16 protein-coding genes are annotated in these 14,999 nt (G+C 40.0%); 9 read left to right on the forward strand and 7 right to left on the reverse strand.

Features of this window, described 5'->3' with window-relative positions; all coding sequences use genetic code 11:
• The first annotated feature begins 235 nt into the window (after positions 1-235).
• Complete coding sequence (locus C9J47_RS17565; protein WP_107254655.1) at positions 236-913, forward strand: MaoC family dehydratase; 678 nt, start codon at positions 236-238, stop codon at positions 911-913.
• A 100-nt stretch (positions 914-1,013) separates the two neighbouring features.
• Here C9J47_RS17565 and C9J47_RS17570 read toward each other — a convergent pair whose 3' ends face one another.
• Positions 1,014-1,703 carry a DNA alkylation repair protein gene (locus C9J47_RS17570; RefSeq protein WP_107254656.1) on the reverse strand — a complete coding sequence of 230 codons (690 nt, stop codon included), beginning with the start codon at positions 1,701-1,703 and terminating at the stop codon, positions 1,014-1,016.
• A gap of 187 nt (positions 1,704-1,890) precedes the next feature.
• On the reverse strand, positions 1,891-2,709 hold the full coding sequence (locus tag C9J47_RS17575) for a c-type cytochrome (protein WP_107254657.1): 819 nt from the start codon (positions 2,707-2,709) through the stop codon (positions 1,891-1,893).
• Between the two features lie 321 nt (positions 2,710-3,030).
• On the opposite strand from C9J47_RS17575, the gene C9J47_RS17580 reads away from it, so the two are divergent.
• The 7 genes from C9J47_RS17580 to C9J47_RS17610 all read left to right on the forward strand — a co-directional run bounded on the left by C9J47_RS17580 (position 3,031) and on the right by C9J47_RS17610 (position 10,640).
• Positions 3,031-4,398 carry a glutamine synthetase family protein gene (locus C9J47_RS17580; protein WP_107254658.1) on the forward strand — a complete coding sequence of 456 codons (1,368 nt, stop codon included), beginning with the start codon at positions 3,031-3,033 and terminating at the stop codon, positions 4,396-4,398.
• A gap of 58 nt (positions 4,399-4,456) precedes the next feature.
• Positions 4,457-5,866, forward strand: a complete 1,410-nt coding sequence (locus C9J47_RS17585; RefSeq protein ID WP_107254659.1) for an aldehyde dehydrogenase family protein — start codon at positions 4,457-4,459, stop codon at positions 5,864-5,866.
• Positions 5,867-5,920: 54 nt separating this feature from the next.
• Positions 5,921-7,078, forward strand: a complete 1,158-nt coding sequence (locus C9J47_RS17590) for an iron-containing alcohol dehydrogenase (protein WP_107254660.1) — start codon at positions 5,921-5,923, stop codon at positions 7,076-7,078.
• Between the two features lie 63 nt (positions 7,079-7,141).
• Positions 7,142-7,879: a glutamine amidotransferase-related protein gene (locus C9J47_RS17595; protein ID WP_107254661.1), complete on the forward strand. Its 738-nt coding sequence runs from the start codon at positions 7,142-7,144 to the stop codon at positions 7,877-7,879.
• Between the two features lie 217 nt (positions 7,880-8,096).
• Positions 8,097-8,636 carry a hypothetical protein gene (locus C9J47_RS17600; RefSeq protein WP_107254662.1) on the forward strand — a complete coding sequence of 180 codons (540 nt, stop codon included), beginning with the start codon at positions 8,097-8,099 and terminating at the stop codon, positions 8,634-8,636.
• 250 nt (positions 8,637-8,886) lie between these two features.
• Positions 8,887-10,188: a winged helix-turn-helix domain-containing protein gene (locus C9J47_RS17605; RefSeq protein ID WP_107254663.1), complete on the forward strand. Its 1,302-nt coding sequence runs from the start codon at positions 8,887-8,889 to the stop codon at positions 10,186-10,188.
• Between the two features lie 173 nt (positions 10,189-10,361).
• On the forward strand, positions 10,362-10,640 hold the full coding sequence (locus C9J47_RS17610; protein WP_107254664.1) for a hypothetical protein: 279 nt from the start codon (positions 10,362-10,364) through the stop codon (positions 10,638-10,640).
• Positions 10,641-10,642: 2 nt separating this feature from the next.
• On the opposite strand, the gene C9J47_RS17615 is transcribed toward C9J47_RS17610, so the two are convergent.
• On the reverse strand, positions 10,643-11,533 hold the full coding sequence (locus C9J47_RS17615; protein ID WP_107254665.1) for a LysR family transcriptional regulator: 891 nt from the start codon (positions 11,531-11,533) through the stop codon (positions 10,643-10,645).
• Positions 11,534-11,803: 270 nt separating this feature from the next.
• Here C9J47_RS17615 and C9J47_RS17620 point away from each other — a divergent pair, with 270 nt between their 5' ends.
• Positions 11,804-12,046 (forward strand): hypothetical protein, encoded by a 243-nt coding sequence (locus C9J47_RS17620; RefSeq protein ID WP_107254666.1) that lies wholly within the window; start codon positions 11,804-11,806, stop codon positions 12,044-12,046.
• 77 nt (positions 12,047-12,123) lie between these two features.
• On the opposite strand, the gene ppiC is transcribed toward C9J47_RS17620, so the two are convergent.
• From ppiC to C9J47_RS17640, 4 genes are all read right to left on the reverse strand, one after another.
• On the reverse strand, positions 12,124-12,402 hold the full coding sequence (ppiC, locus tag C9J47_RS17625) for a peptidylprolyl isomerase PpiC (protein ID WP_006230017.1): 279 nt from the start codon (positions 12,400-12,402) through the stop codon (positions 12,124-12,126).
• A gap of 190 nt (positions 12,403-12,592) precedes the next feature.
• Positions 12,593-13,093, reverse strand: a complete 501-nt coding sequence (locus C9J47_RS17630; RefSeq protein WP_011220929.1) for a nitrous oxide reductase accessory protein NosL — start codon at positions 13,091-13,093, stop codon at positions 12,593-12,595.
• Positions 13,094-13,181: 88 nt separating this feature from the next.
• Positions 13,182-14,000 carry an ABC transporter permease gene (locus tag C9J47_RS17635; protein ID WP_107254667.1) on the reverse strand — a complete coding sequence of 273 codons (819 nt, stop codon included), beginning with the start codon at positions 13,998-14,000 and terminating at the stop codon, positions 13,182-13,184.
• Positions 13,997-14,989, reverse strand: coding sequence for an ABC transporter ATP-binding protein (locus tag C9J47_RS17640; protein ID WP_107254846.1), 993 nt, complete (start codon positions 14,987-14,989; stop codon positions 13,997-13,999). The genes C9J47_RS17635 and C9J47_RS17640 overlap by 4 nt, the downstream gene beginning before the upstream one ends.
• Between the last annotated feature and the right edge of the window lie 10 nt (positions 14,990-14,999).

Consider the following 14,999-nt stretch of genomic DNA (forward strand, 5'->3'; position numbering starts at 1 on the left):
AAAGTTTTAAACGGTATCATTAAGAACACATACCAATTTATTACGATAAAATGATAAATATAGACTTTTCATACTATTTTGAAATTTTTTATCTTTCTGATTCCAAAGAAGTTTAACTCATCCGATGAGAACAAAAGTGAGAGATAAAGCACAAAAATATTTTTATTAAGGGCGAATATCGTTACAATACGCGCCCTCACTATTTAGTGAGACATTATTTAAAAAGGTCAGATCCATGAAAGTAGTCGATTTTCTCAAGCAAAAGCGAGTTACGCTAGCGCAGCATCCATTTGAATTTAAAGACTGGCTATCACCCTCTATTCGCGATTACTGGATCGAGTTTTTAAGCAAAGCTAACAATAGTCAGCTTGCTACTTGGGTTAAAGAACAAAAAATCGCATCCACTGGAGAATCAATTGACCAACCGGCACCGGTTCAATTACACCCAGAAGCAGAAAAAATACAAACAGAACTGACTGCTACATTAGGGGAAGAAATTCACGTTGGTGATTGGCTGATTGTTGATCAATCTCGAATTAATAGCTTTGCAGCAGTAACAGAAGATCATCAATGGATTCACACTGACCAAGAGCGTGCGGCAAATGAATCACCATTTAAAACAACCATTGCGCATGGTTTTTTAACGTTATCTTTACTATCGGTGTTAACAGACAGTGTTAACCCTGAAAACACCAAGTTTCCTTCGGCCAAAATGACCGTTAATTACGGCCTGAACCAAGTTCGTTTTCCATACCCTGTTAAAGAAGGCAATCGCGTACGTGCACGTACAAAGATTCAGTCTGTAACACCTATCAAACGTGGGCTGGAAATTGTTCAAGAAATATCAGTAGAGATCGAAGGCTGTCGTCGCCCTGGCTGCGTAGCAGAATCTGTTATTCGTTTGTATTTCTAATATGACCGAATAAAAGATTTTAGATATTCCAAGTAAAAAAGCCATCTACAGATGGCTTTTTTAATTTAAGAGCAAAACATAAACATGCTATACAACGCTTTTACTCTTCTTTATTAACGACTTTTAACGCTTCTTTTTTGCTTAACGTGGACAGTTGTTCATTGTGCATTGCAACAAACTCGATAACATAATCAGGGTTTGTTTTAGAATATTCCCGCAATACCCATCCTATTGCTTTGCGAATAAAGAACTCTTTTTCGGGCGCAAGCAATAAGATAGTTTCTTCAAGCAATGGGACATTCGTGTCATTTTTATGCTTTAAGTGCGCGAGCAATGATGCGCGACGTAGCCACATATTATCAGATTGACGCCACTCAATAAGCTTACCTTCAAACTTACGGTAATCTTTAATTAAGTCACCGATCAAATTTGATGAGAGCTTATCAACGGTATCCCAGTTATCTGCTGTTTCTAACATTTCTTCATAAATGCTGAATGCCTCTGGTGTACGAAAAGCCTTGTAGTATTCGGCAACATCCATAGCCAAGTACAGTTCTTCTCGATAAACACCAGACCATAGCCATAGTACCAACCGACGATACTGAACAAAGTCGACAACATCGGTATGCTCACGCGCTTTTTTGAATACAGCTTTACGTTCAGGCGCTTTTACCCCATAAAACGGCTGTTCCGTTTTCATATATTCTTGCATGGAAATAGCATCACCAGCATTTGAAACTTCCACCAAACGCTGTTGCATAAAAATAACCATGGGTATCATCAAGGACATGACGATGGTTTCCTTCTAAAGCAGACTTATTACTTATATTGGCTCGTATTTAGCGTATAGCTAAGAGCCTTTATTATATTGGGCAGCATTTGAACACAAGTTACATCACTTTAACAATACATGATTCAACTTATTGTTCATTCTGGTTATTGTCTTTTAGCTAACCACACTTTCATTCTAGAACTGGCTATTTTTTCCTCACATTACTGATCTTTCCTTGATAGCTTAAGTAATCAAGAATGGAGTCAATTTGTTCTGTCGACAAATCAAGATGATCAGGCATTTGAGTATAGCGAAATTGAGAAGGCTGTTTAATAAATTTACGTAGCATATCTTTCGAACGATAAGACACAACGCTCATGGGTGCATTCAAATCAGGGCCTAGCTTCCCTCCTTGCTGATCCATCGAATGACATTTAATACAACGGTCTTTAAAGATTTCAAAGCCTTGATACACAGTTGAGACTGACTCAACACCTTCTGGATACACTAATGGGTATTGATCTTTAAATTGCAGCATATTGACGCTAGCCAATTGGTAAGGCCACGGGAAAGCTTGCTCAGGTGTTTGCATCTCTCCTTTCCACACCATGTAAAAAGGACCAGGGTTGGCTTTATGGTGCCCTATCGGCTGCCAACCTGCAGCTGCTTTATAAACAATATAACCACCAGCTATTGATATTTTGTCAAACGTTGAAACCGCTTGATAGCCATCTAGCGCTGTAAATTTAACATCCGTGTAGGGTTTATTTCTCCAGTCTTTCCCGTATGCCAATACCATTACATCATTAAGCAAAAACGCATCATAGGCTTTCTCTGCCTCATAATGGGGGTCATAAATTGTAATTTGATGCGTTGCTAATTTGTCCTTCAATACACTTAATGTAAATGTTTGTTCGTTTTGATCCGATTCTGAAAACATCAGCGTTGCTTGTTCTGCATAAGCATCTAATGACACCACGCAAATAGCTGATACTGAAATAGATTTTATGATTGTCCTAATCATCACTCTTCCTTTAACTATTGAGGCATTACCCAAATATTTACAAAAATACCCGCTTAGATATTGCCTTTAACTTTCTAATTATTGATTTACTTCTTACCGCACAAATTACAATACATTATCGGCACAAGATAGGTAACATCTACAGATCACAATGCCACCAATCTATTAACCATAATGTTCATCTTAAATCCAAACATTACAACATCCTGAAAGAACAGTATTTAGACCAATTTAATTGACGGTTCAGCTTCTACTTTCTAGGGTGAATATAGGGAAATGCATAAACAATAGAAAACACCATGGCTAATTTAGGGAATAAATATGAATGCCAGAGATGTTAAAACGATCGATGATGCAAAAAAAATAATAACAGAACGTAAAATCACCCACGTAAAAGTCGGCTTATTCGATAACGATGGCGTCATGCGTGGTAAATACATGTCTAAGTCTAAATTTTTTTCTTCTTTAGAACATGGCTTTGCTTTTTGTGATGTTGTTCTTGGCTGGGATGTTAAAGATCAGCTGTACGATAATGCGAAATATACGGGGTGGCACACAGGTTACCCTGACGCCCCCGTTAGAATTATTCCAGAGAGCTGCCGTGATGTACTTGATGAAGATGGCATGCTGTTATTCATTGCTGAGTTTACAGAAGACGCTGAAAAAGTGTGTCCACGAGCAACACTACGCCGTGTATTACAGCTAGCCGATAAAATGGGATTCAATGTACAGGCAGCTTTTGAATATGAATTCTTTCTTTTCAACGAGACCCCACATTCAGCAAGAGAAAAAGGCTTTAGTAGCCTTGAAACCATTACACCTGATTGGTTTGGTTATTCCATGATTCGTAACTCGACTTACTCAGGACTCTATAAAAGTATTCTTGCCATGGGTGAAAAAATGGACTTCCCCATAGAAAGTATTCATTCCGAAACTGGCCCTGGAGTCATAGAAGCAGCGATCGCTGTTGATCAGGCCATCAATGCCGCAGATAAAGCTGCTTTATTTAAAACCTATATGAAAGTATTAGCCCAGAAAAATGACCTACTCGCCACCTTCATGGCGAAATGGAGTAACGATTACCCTGGCCAGAGCGGGCATATTCATATTTCTTTGCAGAACAAGGATGGTTCTTCTGCTTTTTTTGAAGCCAATAACGATCTCAATATGAGTGATATTCAGCGTCACTTTCTTGCTGGACAGCAACGCTTAATGCCTGAAATTTTGTGCATGATTGCGCCAACCATTAATAGCTACTCACGCATGGTTCCGGGGTTTTGGGCACCCACAGAGGCAACTTGGGGCGTAGAAAACCGAACAACGGCATTACGCTTAATTAAAGGTTCAGAAAAATCACAACGAGTAGAATATCGAATAGGTGCAGCAGACGCTAACCCCTACCTTGCTTTAGCAGCAGCACTCGCATCTGGGCTGTATGGCATAGCCCAGCAATGGGAACCTTTCGACCAAGTTGTAGGCAATGCTTACGATCAGCAACACCCGCAGGAATTACAGTTACCTCATACATTATGGGAAGCAGCCCAACGTTTTAAAGCATCAACCGCTGCACGTGAAATGTTTGGCAATGAATTTGTTGATCACTTTGCAGCATCACGAGAATGGGAAGATCGCGAATTTCGAAAGCATGTCACTGATTGGGAATTAAATCGTTACTTTGAAATTATCTAAGCGCGTTAAGGATTAGCCGCCAGTTAACGACTTAGCGAACTAGATAAAGGGGGGATACATGTCAAATATAAACTCAATTAATACAAAAATTTCCGTTATCTCACCGATTGATAATGATGTATATATCACTCGACCATTTGCATCGCTCACTCACATTACAACATCTTTGAAGAAAGCCAAACAGGCTCAAACACAATGGCAAGCAACACCATTGGCTGAACGTAAAACTCTTTGCAGCAAAGCCATAGATTGGTTAGTCACTAACAAGCATCAGCTCGCAGAAGAAATTACGTGGATGATGGGACGCCCAATTAAATATAGCCAAGGAGAAATCGCTGGTTTAGAAGAGCGTGCTCGGCACATGATTGCGATCAGTGATGACGCATTGGCAACGATTGAGTTACCAGAAAAGCCTCACTTTACGCGCTATATAAAACGGGTTCCGTTAGGCACCGTATTTGTAGTTGCACCGTGGAACTACCCGTACCTGACCGCAATCAATTCCATCATACCAGCATTGTTATCAGGCAATAGCGTTGTACTTAAACACTCTGTGCAAACACCTTTATGTGCAGAGCGCCTATTTCAAGCCTTCACAGAAGCAGGCTTACCGGAAGGTGTGTTTCAGTATCTGCATTTAACGCATCAAGACACAGGCCATGTTATTTCATCAGGTTGTATCAATCATGTCGCGTTCACTGGTTCTGTTAAGGGTGGAAAAGCCATCGAACAATTCGCTGCTGGGCATTTAATCAGTGTTGGGTTAGAGCTTGGTGGAAAAGACCCTGCGTATGTGCGCTCTGATGCTAACCTACAAGACGCGGTTGATACTATTATTGACGGGGCTTTTTTTAACTCAGGGCAATCTTGCTGCAGCATTGAACGTGTTTATGTACATAGTAGTATCTATGATGCTTTTATTGAAAAGGCCGTGTTACTAATCAATCAATATCAACTCGGTCGTTCAGATAACCTTAATACCACATTAGGCCCGCTCGTTAACGGAAAAGCCGCTGATTTTGTACGAGAGCAAACACAAGAAGCAATTCAACAAGGGGCGAAGCCACATATTGATGAACACCATTTTACCAACAGCCAAGCTGGTAGCGCCTATCTTGTCCCTCAATTACTTACCAATGTAAATCATACAATGCGAATAATGACTGAAGAAACCTTCGGCCCCACCCTTGGTATACAAAAAGTAGAATCAGATCAAGAAGCAATCATACTAATGAATGACACTGACTTTGGTCTTAGCGCATGCATTTTCACTCAAGATATAGACAAAGGCATCCATCTTGGGGATCAATTAGAAACAGGGACATTTTTCATTAATCGTTGTGATTACCTAGATCCAGCACTTGCATGGGCGGGTATAAAACAATCTGGTCGTGGCTGTACTCTATCTTCTATCGGATTTGAGCAGTTAACACGCCCTAAGTCGTACCATGTAAAGCACCTAATATAAGCGTTTCTAATACCCTATTGAATCCACCGCAGGTTATTATGTAGAGGAATAACTATGTTACACGGTAACTGGAATTACCCCACCTCAATATCTGTTGGTGTTGGCTGTGTTAATGAAATCCCCAAAGTATGCCAAGAGTTAGGTATTCAATCGCCGTTATTGGTAACCGATCCAGGATTAGCCCATTTACCTGTTATTCAAGCTATCTTAAAAGATTGCCATAACGCGGAGTTAACCATTCATTTATTTAGCAAAGTACAAAGCAACCCAACAGGTAATAATGTAGACGATGGTGTTAAAGCATTTAATGCTGGGCGGCATGATGGCGTGATTGCTTTTGGGGGCGGTTCTAGTATCGATACCGCTAAAGCCATTGCTTTGGTCGCCAAACAAATTCATTCTTTGTGGGATTTTGAAGATGTCGGTGATAACTGGAAGCGTGCCATTACAGAATTAATTGCCCCAATAATAGCGATACCAACCACTGCCGGTACAGGTTCTGAAGTGGGTCGAGCTTCAGTGATAACCGATCAAGAAGAACAGGTTAAAAAGATAATATTTCACCCAAAGATGTTGCCATTAAAAGTGCTTTTAGACCCAAATGTCACTCTCACACTTCCCGCTGAAATTACCGCCGCAACAGGAATGGATGCACTGTCTCATAACCTTGAAGCACTGTGCTCACCGTCGTATCACCCTATGGCAGAAGGTATTGCGCTGGAAGGTATACGTCTAATTAAAGAGTACCTACCTATTGCTTATCATAATGGCCACGATATTGATGCTCGAACTCAGATGCTAGTCGCATCCAGTATGGGAGCAACATCATTCCAAAAAGGCCTAGGAGGTATGCACGCCATCGCTCATACACTCGGGGCACTTTATAACAAACATCACGGGTTATTAAACGCCATCTTAATGCCTTACGTCATGGTCGCAAACCGCCGAGAAATCGAACTAAAGATGACACGTGTAGGGAGTTATATCGCACTCCGACAAGCTAACTTTGATGGTGTTTTAGAATGGGTTTTACAGCTACGTAAAGACCTTGGTATTCCACACACATTAAGTGCAATTGGCATAGATACATTACAACGAGAATTGGTTGGTAAAATGTCAGTATCAGATGCCTCAGCAAGCAGTAACCCTATTAAATTCAACGCAGAGCAATACTCGATTATTTTTTCAAATGCAGTAAAAGGGACACTTTAGACGATGTGGGTATACACTTCTATTAACGATATACTGATTCTACAACCGTTTGGGTATGATTAGATGAAACTGGGTATTTTATTGTGTGACGACGTAAGATCTGAACTTCAAATCAGGCATAATAATTATCCTGAAATGTTCTCCGATATATTACTCAATGCAGACCCAACACTTGAGTTAGTGTTTTATCGTGTTATGGATAATCAATTTCCAACATCACTCGGTGAATGCGATGCGTATATTGGTTCAGGTAGCAAATACAGTGTTTACGATGATATTCCGTGGATTCACCATTTAGCACAATTTGTTCGCGATCTTTATCAACACCAAATCCCTTTTATTGGTGTCTGTTTTGGGCATCAAATGATTGCACATGCTTTAGGTGGCGCTGTCATACAATCTGAAAATGGCTGGGGTGTTGGTTTAAAAACATGGTCTTTAGTCGCAACCAAGCAATGGATGCAATCCGATCGTAAAGTGGAAGAAAAAAGCACATTTTCACTTGCCGTAAGTCATCAAGATCAAATAGTAGATTTACCTGACGATACAGAGATATTAGCAAGCAGTAACTTTTGCCCATATGCAATGATCCAACTCGGGCAACATTTTCTTGGCATACAAGGACACCCTGAATTCACCAGCAGTTACTCACGAGATTTAATGATAGCCCGCCGTGGCGATATACCTGCTTACGTTATTGAAGCAGCTAAAGCCTCACTCGATCAATACATTGATCAAGCAGAGGTCACACAATGGATGCTGGAATTCATCAAATTAAGCATCAGTAGAGTACCTAATTAAACATTCTACTTATTAACTTACGCATAGGTTGTAATTACAACCTATGAAAAAGCGAATTCTCAAAAATGGCTTATAACTATCATCCGAAGCCTTTTCACCTATTACCCATCTTTGGGTAACACTGACTCAATAGAGCTTAATGCGCTCAGCAATTCGGGAGTGAACTATACTTAAAGCCACAATTTTACTATGACTAAATAGTATCGAGGATAGCGTCATGAAAGTTGTCGTTTATGTCTTTAGCGTGATATTGCTTTTTGCTGGCTATATCTCAACATCTGTCGCAAATGAAAAGTCTCAGGCAATGTTAGAAGATGCATTAAGTGCTGCGCCATCGTCACTAAAAGACAAAGTAACAGTGATGGACTGGGAGCAAAATGTTCTGCAAAAGGGTAATAGTAACTACATCTGCTTTCCTACCCCAGCTCAGTTGCAAGGTAAAGCCCCTATGTGTATGGATAAATCATGGATGGAATGGGCGGATGCGTGGATGAATAAGAAGCCTTTTACTGCCAAAACCATAGGTATCTCGTACATGTTAGCAGGCGATGAAGGCGCAAGTAATACCGACCCATACGCAGAAGGAGCAACAGCTGATAATGATTGGGTTAAGGAAGGTCCACATTTAATGATCATTACACCTGATAAGGCACTTTTAGACTCCTTATCAACAGACCCTCACAATGGCGGTCCGTATGTTATGTGGAAAGACACCCCTTATGTGCACATCATGATTCCTGTTGGTGATCGTAAATAGTCACCTTTTTAAGTATTAAATAACATTAAACGGCTGAATAATCAGCCGTTTTTTTATATAAAAAGATGGCATTACGCTGCAACGTGCGACATTAAGAATATCTGTCATTATACTCACTCTTTAGCAGCATTCTTTTCATAATCAAGTACACTGGTGGTATGTATGAGTCATTCGTGAATCTACGTGCTAACAGGCGAAGTTGAGACTCCTATTGAATCAATGATTATAAGAAAAGAAAATACTAAGTACCATGACGAATAATAAAATAACCAAAGTCACACTAGGTAAAGGTTTTACCTTTGATTGCTCAACAAAAGAACTAAAAGAAAATGAACGCTTTATTGAGCTAAACCGTGCTGAAAGGGAAATACTCTGCTATTTAATCCAGCATGCTAATAGTGTTGTCAAAAAGGAGCAGCTTCTTTCAGTAGGATGGACACGGAAAGAAATCACAACAACGTCTTTATTTCAGACTATTCGCAATTTAAGAATTAAGCTTAAAGAGGATGAAATAGGTCAAATCATTGAAATGGTCCCCCGCCTTGGGTACCAAATTAAGGTCGATCATTTTTCAACCTCCTCTGTGCAAAATACAATTGAAAGTTCAAAAAAATCACACAAAAAGAAACGTTATATAATTGTATCGCTATGCCTTCTATTCATCGTCTGTTTTTTTTCATTGTTTTTTTTCTCTCAGCATTCAAAAAAATATCTGCATGAAATAGCTTACGATGATGATATGAACACATTCATTTATTTAGCGAAAGAAGAGGACGACCTTGAATTTTTACGTGACTATACAAAGACATTTGTGACACCTATCGATATTGAAAATAAACTCTTTTTTATCGCTAAAGCGGGTAAATACTATTCAGTCGCATATTGTGATAAAAGTGAACAAAACACCTGCAAACTTACGACAACAAAAGCCGTTACTTTTGCTCATTTTGATCTCAATGAATTTTGGCCAATGTTGTCATTAACCGGTAAAAACACTCAAGCAATTACCCTATTCGATCAAGATAATAAAACCCCAGCAGCAGCAAAATCATTCAACCTTTATCTAGAAAATGGCGTTGTATCAAACAGTGTTGTTCAATACTTTCTTCAGCAAAAAGATCACCTTAATTGGTCTTTTAGTGGTTTAAACTACCGAATGAATACCGATACAAATCAATTTGTACCCGTTTCATTTAAAGGCGGAAATTTTTCATTATCTAGAACATCCGTTTCTCCTTTCGTGGCAGAGATAACGGTGAGACCTGAGTTTTTATATTGGATTCAGACTGAGGCAGAACTTGCCAAGTTAGGTGTCAAAAAACCAGGAAAAATTGAAGAATATTTTGATAATATTTATTTAAGTAATCAAACACATAAAAGTTATATTGTCTTTCGTCAAAAAGACATGATTCTATGGTTTTCAGAAGAGCTTGGCTTTTACTGGCTCAATAAGAAAAATATGCAAGATTCAAACTTTTCAGAGTTGGGCACATTTAAACAGTGTACTGATAACCTTGGTCTAATTCCCAATAGTGCATGTAACCCATTATAAGCGCTCTCAGCAGCGCTTGCTTACAGACTCTCTCTAGTAGTTATACGTCTGCTATTAATCTATCACATAAACAACCAGAAGATTTAGCTTCCATCACACAGTGTTATATTGCAGTTTTCAAATTGCACTTGTTACGCTATTGTTAAAAAACAATAGCATAAAAGGGAAGTATCATGCGTATTTTCAAACAAGGGTTGTTATCCTTATTTATAAGCCTTAAATCGTTTTTCTACTTAAGCTATCCATTGCTTCAAGCTTTATGTCTTTTAGGGTTTAGCGTCGGCGTTTTAATGATTATATCGCCGTCACTTACCCAAGGTTACAGTGAAGAGGTAATGATTCTATTCAGCCTTACCTCTTTATACCTTTTCTTACTTAAGCAGTATTATATTCATGTTATTGCATGGGCAGATCAGCGCAAGAATAATATTATTACAGTAGACTTTAAATAACATTACAGCAGGGTACTGAGTTTATTTCTTAACCATTTATTTGCAGGATTATGATCATTACGTTTATGCCATACCATAAAATGCTTCAACGGTTTTGAGGTAAAAGGTAAAGGTATAACCTGTAAATTAAACTGTTTTGCATATTTATTAGCAAGTAAACCACTCATAATACCTACAGAGTCACTATCTGACACCAGCGCCATCATTGATACCATCGATGCACATTCACAGCTTAGCTCTCTCGGAATAAGGCTTTCTTCCGTAAAATAATTCACTTCAAGCAAATCTGTACGCCGCCTTTGAATCAACACTTGTTTCTCTGCATAAAACTGCTCTCTAGTAGCCGTATTTTGTATATTGGGATGCTCCTTACGGCATACCATTACTGCAATATCGTCATAAAACGCATTATATGAATACGATGGGTTTGATAAATGACCAAAATCAATGGCTAACTCAGCTTTGTGCAAACTAAGCTGATGAAATAATTCATCTTCATTATTTGGCGTAAGGTGTAATTGGATAGAACAATTACCCATACTTTCATCCGCTTCGATTTTCGGCCTGACTATGTGCATCATGGCTTCATTTACATACACCGTAAAAACACGATGAGCTTGAATATCAAAACCAGAGACATTGCCTAATGCGCTTTCTACCTTCGTAAAAGCAGGTTCAATCTCGCTTGCCAATTGAATTGCTGCATATGTGGGAGATATTCCTCGCCCTTCACGTACAAACAGTGCCGTGCCAAGCTGAGCTTGCAACCTTTTAAGTACGCCGCTTACCCCTGGCTGGGTTAAGCCTAACGATTCTGACGCTAAAGTGATTGAACGAAGTCGGTACACTTCTAAAAATACAATCAATAAGTTCAAATCTAATTTCGACTTCATTCGCCACCCAATACATAAGTAATCGTGATGTGTTAAGTAAAGAATACTTTATATATTACGAGGTGTCACTGGCATAAACTACACCCATCAACATTAATAAGCCTTAAACATTCTTAATCTGTTTTCGATATTGTTAATAAACTTCAACAGGATGGATTATCTCACGTTGAAGACTCTTGCAAGGAAGTGCCTTTAGCAACGCGATGACTGAGAACAACTCATCAATCGCAGGACAAACAAGTCCACGCATAAAATTGAGGTTACTACATTATGAAAAATTCAATCAAAACAACTATTGCAGCTCTTGTTTTAGCAACATCTTACAACGTTGCTGCTGCTGATGGCGACTTCACGGGTAATGTGTCGTTTGAACAGCCACAAGCCCATGCCACTCAAGCTAAACATTTTATTAATGACGGCACTCCTGAAAACTATAATTCAGGCATTGTTATTACCGAGAAAACATCACAGCCAACATTCGCAGAAAAATTAGATTCTGCTCGCGATAAATAGCCTTAACGAAAGCGTTATAAATAAGCTCTAGCGCAATTATTCCAGATATAAAAAAAGAGCCTCAAGGGCTCTTTTTTTTAAGTGCGATAAAGCACTTTTACTATATGCCAGCCAAATTTAGTTTTTACCAAATGTGGGGTTAACAATTCACCGGTAAAGCACACTTTATCGAACTGAGGAACCATCTGACCTTTACGGAATTCACCCAAGTCACCACCGCTTTTACCTGATGGACAGTTTGAATACTTCTTGGCAAGCGTCTGGAACTTCGCGCCTTTCTTCAATTGCTCGATGATATCTTCTGCTTTTTCTTGGTGCTTCACTAAAATATGAAGTGCTGCTGCTGTTGAAGCCATGATTGATAACCTAATGTTACGAGTAAATAAGGGGATTAGCTATGGTATGAAGTGTGCGATAAATCACATTAAGTATCAAGTAATAGTACGCACTCTCCCCTTTTCTTATGGCAAAAGAAAACCGCTTAATCGTGAAATTAAACGATTTTCGTATCAAACAGTACTATTTTTTCAAAAAATTAATTTGCGTTTACAGCACATCAATACTGATATCTTCAAAGCTATATAGCTTTCCTCCAAACTCATCAATAAAGACTTCCGCATCGGCTTTTTTGGCAAAGCTGCCCAATGTTTTCCCCATCGCGCCTTTTTTCTCAGAACCGATAACATACCAGGCCTCTCGAGCATTGATGAAATACTCGTCTTCCGGACGCTGCCAAGGCGTTTTACTCATATCATGAACATAGATTTCTTTAACCTGACGTTTGTTTTCCGGTTGCAGGACAAAGCTGAACAAATCGCGGGTTGAGCAGAACTTACTGACCGTGTCGGATGATTTATTATAAGACTCACCTTTTGGTCCTGGGAAATTACTGATGATCATACCGCACAGGTGGCATTCATCAGCCTGTTCTATGGCGATGGCCTGACGCACCATGGCTTGTTCTGCTGATTCCTGATCGGTGCAGGCAACACCTAATATAAGCAACAGGGCAATACTGATAGTCCTTAGTGGATGTAAACTACGCATTATGGTTTCCTTACTTATTCGAATTATTAAATGCTTTATTAAATTGAGCTATTTGCTCTTAAAGCTGCTTGTTTATTGATTTTTATTCTTAAAGCTTTTTCTTACTAAATACCAAGGAAGCGACCGCCAAAGGTGCCACCACCCAGCCACTCATCATCAGAAGCAAGGTTTCTTGTGAGCGGCTTTGGTCGATGGCAACAGCCAGCACGCCATTAACATCACCAGTATTCAATGCTGAAAGGTTTATTAATCGGAACAAATCTGCTGGATTGAACATCATCAGCTGTACTAGCTGTTGCTGTGATAATCCATCTTCAACGCCGACTAGAATAGCCAGCAATGCCAAATCAAAGACCAGCACAAAGAAGAACCAGATCATCAATGCAATACCTGCCGCTTTAGATTTTTCCGATACAGACAGGCTGATCACATAGGCAATTGCGATAAAGCAGAGCCCCAATAGGGTGGCGGTGAGAATAAACAAGCTGAATGCAGGTACTACACCAACAAAATCGGACTGTATCGCCAGCAAGAAAGCAGCACTGCCAAAACCAAGGCAGGTGGCTAGAGTTATGATAGCTCCCTGACCTAAAAACTTACCGAATAACAGCTGACTATGGCTAATAGGATAAGTTAACAACAGCAGCAAAGTGCCAGATTCCTGTTCACCGACAAAACTGTCATAGCTTAATAGCAGCGCAATCAACGGGATCAGAAATACCGCGAGGCTAGACAAGCTGGCAATCGTCGATGACAAAGAGGCCACACCTAGCTGCCCAGATGCGACCGAGCCGTAATAGCTCAAGCCCAAAGACAGCACGGCAAAAATAAGCGTGATGGAAATCAACCAGCGGTTTCTGATTCCGTCTTGAAACTCTTTTATCGCGACAGCAAAAACTGGATTCATGAACTTACGGCCTCCGACCTATTAAGAGCTTCAGGCTGGTTTGATACATTTGGTATATTTGACGCTTTGGATTTAAGGGCACAATCATCATTCAGATAATACTGGTAGAGCTGATCCAAATTGACCGGCTCAATGTGGAGATCACTGATATGGTCATAGCTGAGCAGCTTACGGATTACAGCCAGTTTATCGTTTTCTGGAACCAATAACTGATTATCATTAACCCGCAATTCATTGAGAGCTGGATCATCCCTAAGTATACCCTTGAGTCCCTTAGTATGAATCGTTACAGGTAAGCAAGCCTGCTCGCGTAACTGTACCAAAGTCCCCATTGCTCGCGACTCGCCACCCGACAAAATCATAGCTCTGTCGATATGCTGCTCCACGCCTGGCAAGATATGGGAGCAGAGGATAATACTGGCACCGTTACTCTTAAGGTTGTCTACCGTTTGATAGAACTCTTTCGTCGCAATAGGATCAAGACCCACAGTGGGCTCATCAAGCAATAGTAATTTAGGCTCACCCAAAAAAGCCTGGGCCAAACCCAGTCGTTGCCGCATGCCCTTAGAGTAGGTTTTAACCTTGCGGTTCATGGCAGCGGTTAAGCCGACTTGCTCCAGTAAGGCAATGACCTGTTTTTTATTCACCGATTTTAGTCGAGAGAAATAAGTCAGTACTTCCAATCCGGTAAGGTGATCGTAAAAACTGACATTTTCAGGTAAATAGCCGATATTCCGACGGCTGTGCCAGGCTTGCTTTGACAATGGATCCACGCCGAAGATCTTTACATCCCCGTGGCTAGCTTTAGTAACGCCGAGGATCAGTTTCATCATCGTCGTTTTGCCTGCCCCATTGTGACCAAACAAACCAAGCACTTCACCGGCAGCCAGTTGCAAGTTGATATTTTTTAACGCCTCAACCTGCTGATAGTGTTTGCTCGTATTGTGTAATGAAACAATTGGAGAGGTCGCTTTTATTAAAGAGGTCATGGTTATGCTG

Origin of the sequence: Photobacterium indicum, from assembly GCF_003026215.1 — a bacterium.
GTDB lineage: Bacteria > Pseudomonadota > Gammaproteobacteria > Enterobacterales > Vibrionaceae > Photobacterium > Photobacterium indicum.

Coding starts and splice junctions, on each gene's coding strand:
- C9J47_RS17565 (WP_107254655.1), top strand. CDS start 236: ATGAAAGTAGTCGATTTTCTCAAGCAAAAGCGAGTTACGCTAGCGCAG.
- C9J47_RS17570 (WP_107254656.1), bottom strand. CDS start 1,703: ATGTCCTTGATGATACCCATGGTTATTTTTATGCAACAGCGTTTGGTG.
- C9J47_RS17575 (WP_107254657.1), bottom strand. CDS start 2,709: ATGATTAGGACAATCATAAAATCTATTTCAGTATCAGCTATTTGCGTG.
- C9J47_RS17580 (WP_107254658.1), top strand. CDS start 3,031: ATGAATGCCAGAGATGTTAAAACGATCGATGATGCAAAAAAAATAATA.
- C9J47_RS17585 (WP_107254659.1), top strand. CDS start 4,457: ATGTCAAATATAAACTCAATTAATACAAAAATTTCCGTTATCTCACCG.
- C9J47_RS17590 (WP_107254660.1), top strand. CDS start 5,921: ATGTTACACGGTAACTGGAATTACCCCACCTCAATATCTGTTGGTGTT.
- C9J47_RS17595 (WP_107254661.1), top strand. CDS start 7,142: ATGAAACTGGGTATTTTATTGTGTGACGACGTAAGATCTGAACTTCAA.
- C9J47_RS17600 (WP_107254662.1), top strand. CDS start 8,097: ATGAAAGTTGTCGTTTATGTCTTTAGCGTGATATTGCTTTTTGCTGGC.
- C9J47_RS17605 (WP_107254663.1), top strand. CDS start 8,887: ATGACGAATAATAAAATAACCAAAGTCACACTAGGTAAAGGTTTTACC.
- C9J47_RS17610 (WP_107254664.1), top strand. CDS start 10,362: ATGCGTATTTTCAAACAAGGGTTGTTATCCTTATTTATAAGCCTTAAA.
- C9J47_RS17615 (WP_107254665.1), bottom strand. CDS start 11,533: ATGAAGTCGAAATTAGATTTGAACTTATTGATTGTATTTTTAGAAGTG.
- C9J47_RS17620 (WP_107254666.1), top strand. CDS start 11,804: ATGAAAAATTCAATCAAAACAACTATTGCAGCTCTTGTTTTAGCAACA.
- ppiC (WP_006230017.1), bottom strand. CDS start 12,402: ATGGCTTCAACAGCAGCAGCACTTCATATTTTAGTGAAGCACCAAGAA.
- C9J47_RS17630 (WP_011220929.1), bottom strand. CDS start 13,093: ATGCGTAGTTTACATCCACTAAGGACTATCAGTATTGCCCTGTTGCTT.
- C9J47_RS17635 (WP_107254667.1), bottom strand. CDS start 14,000: ATGAATCCAGTTTTTGCTGTCGCGATAAAAGAGTTTCAAGACGGAATC.
- C9J47_RS17640 (WP_107254846.1), bottom strand. CDS start 14,989: ATGACCTCTTTAATAAAAGCGACCTCTCCAATTGTTTCATTACACAAT.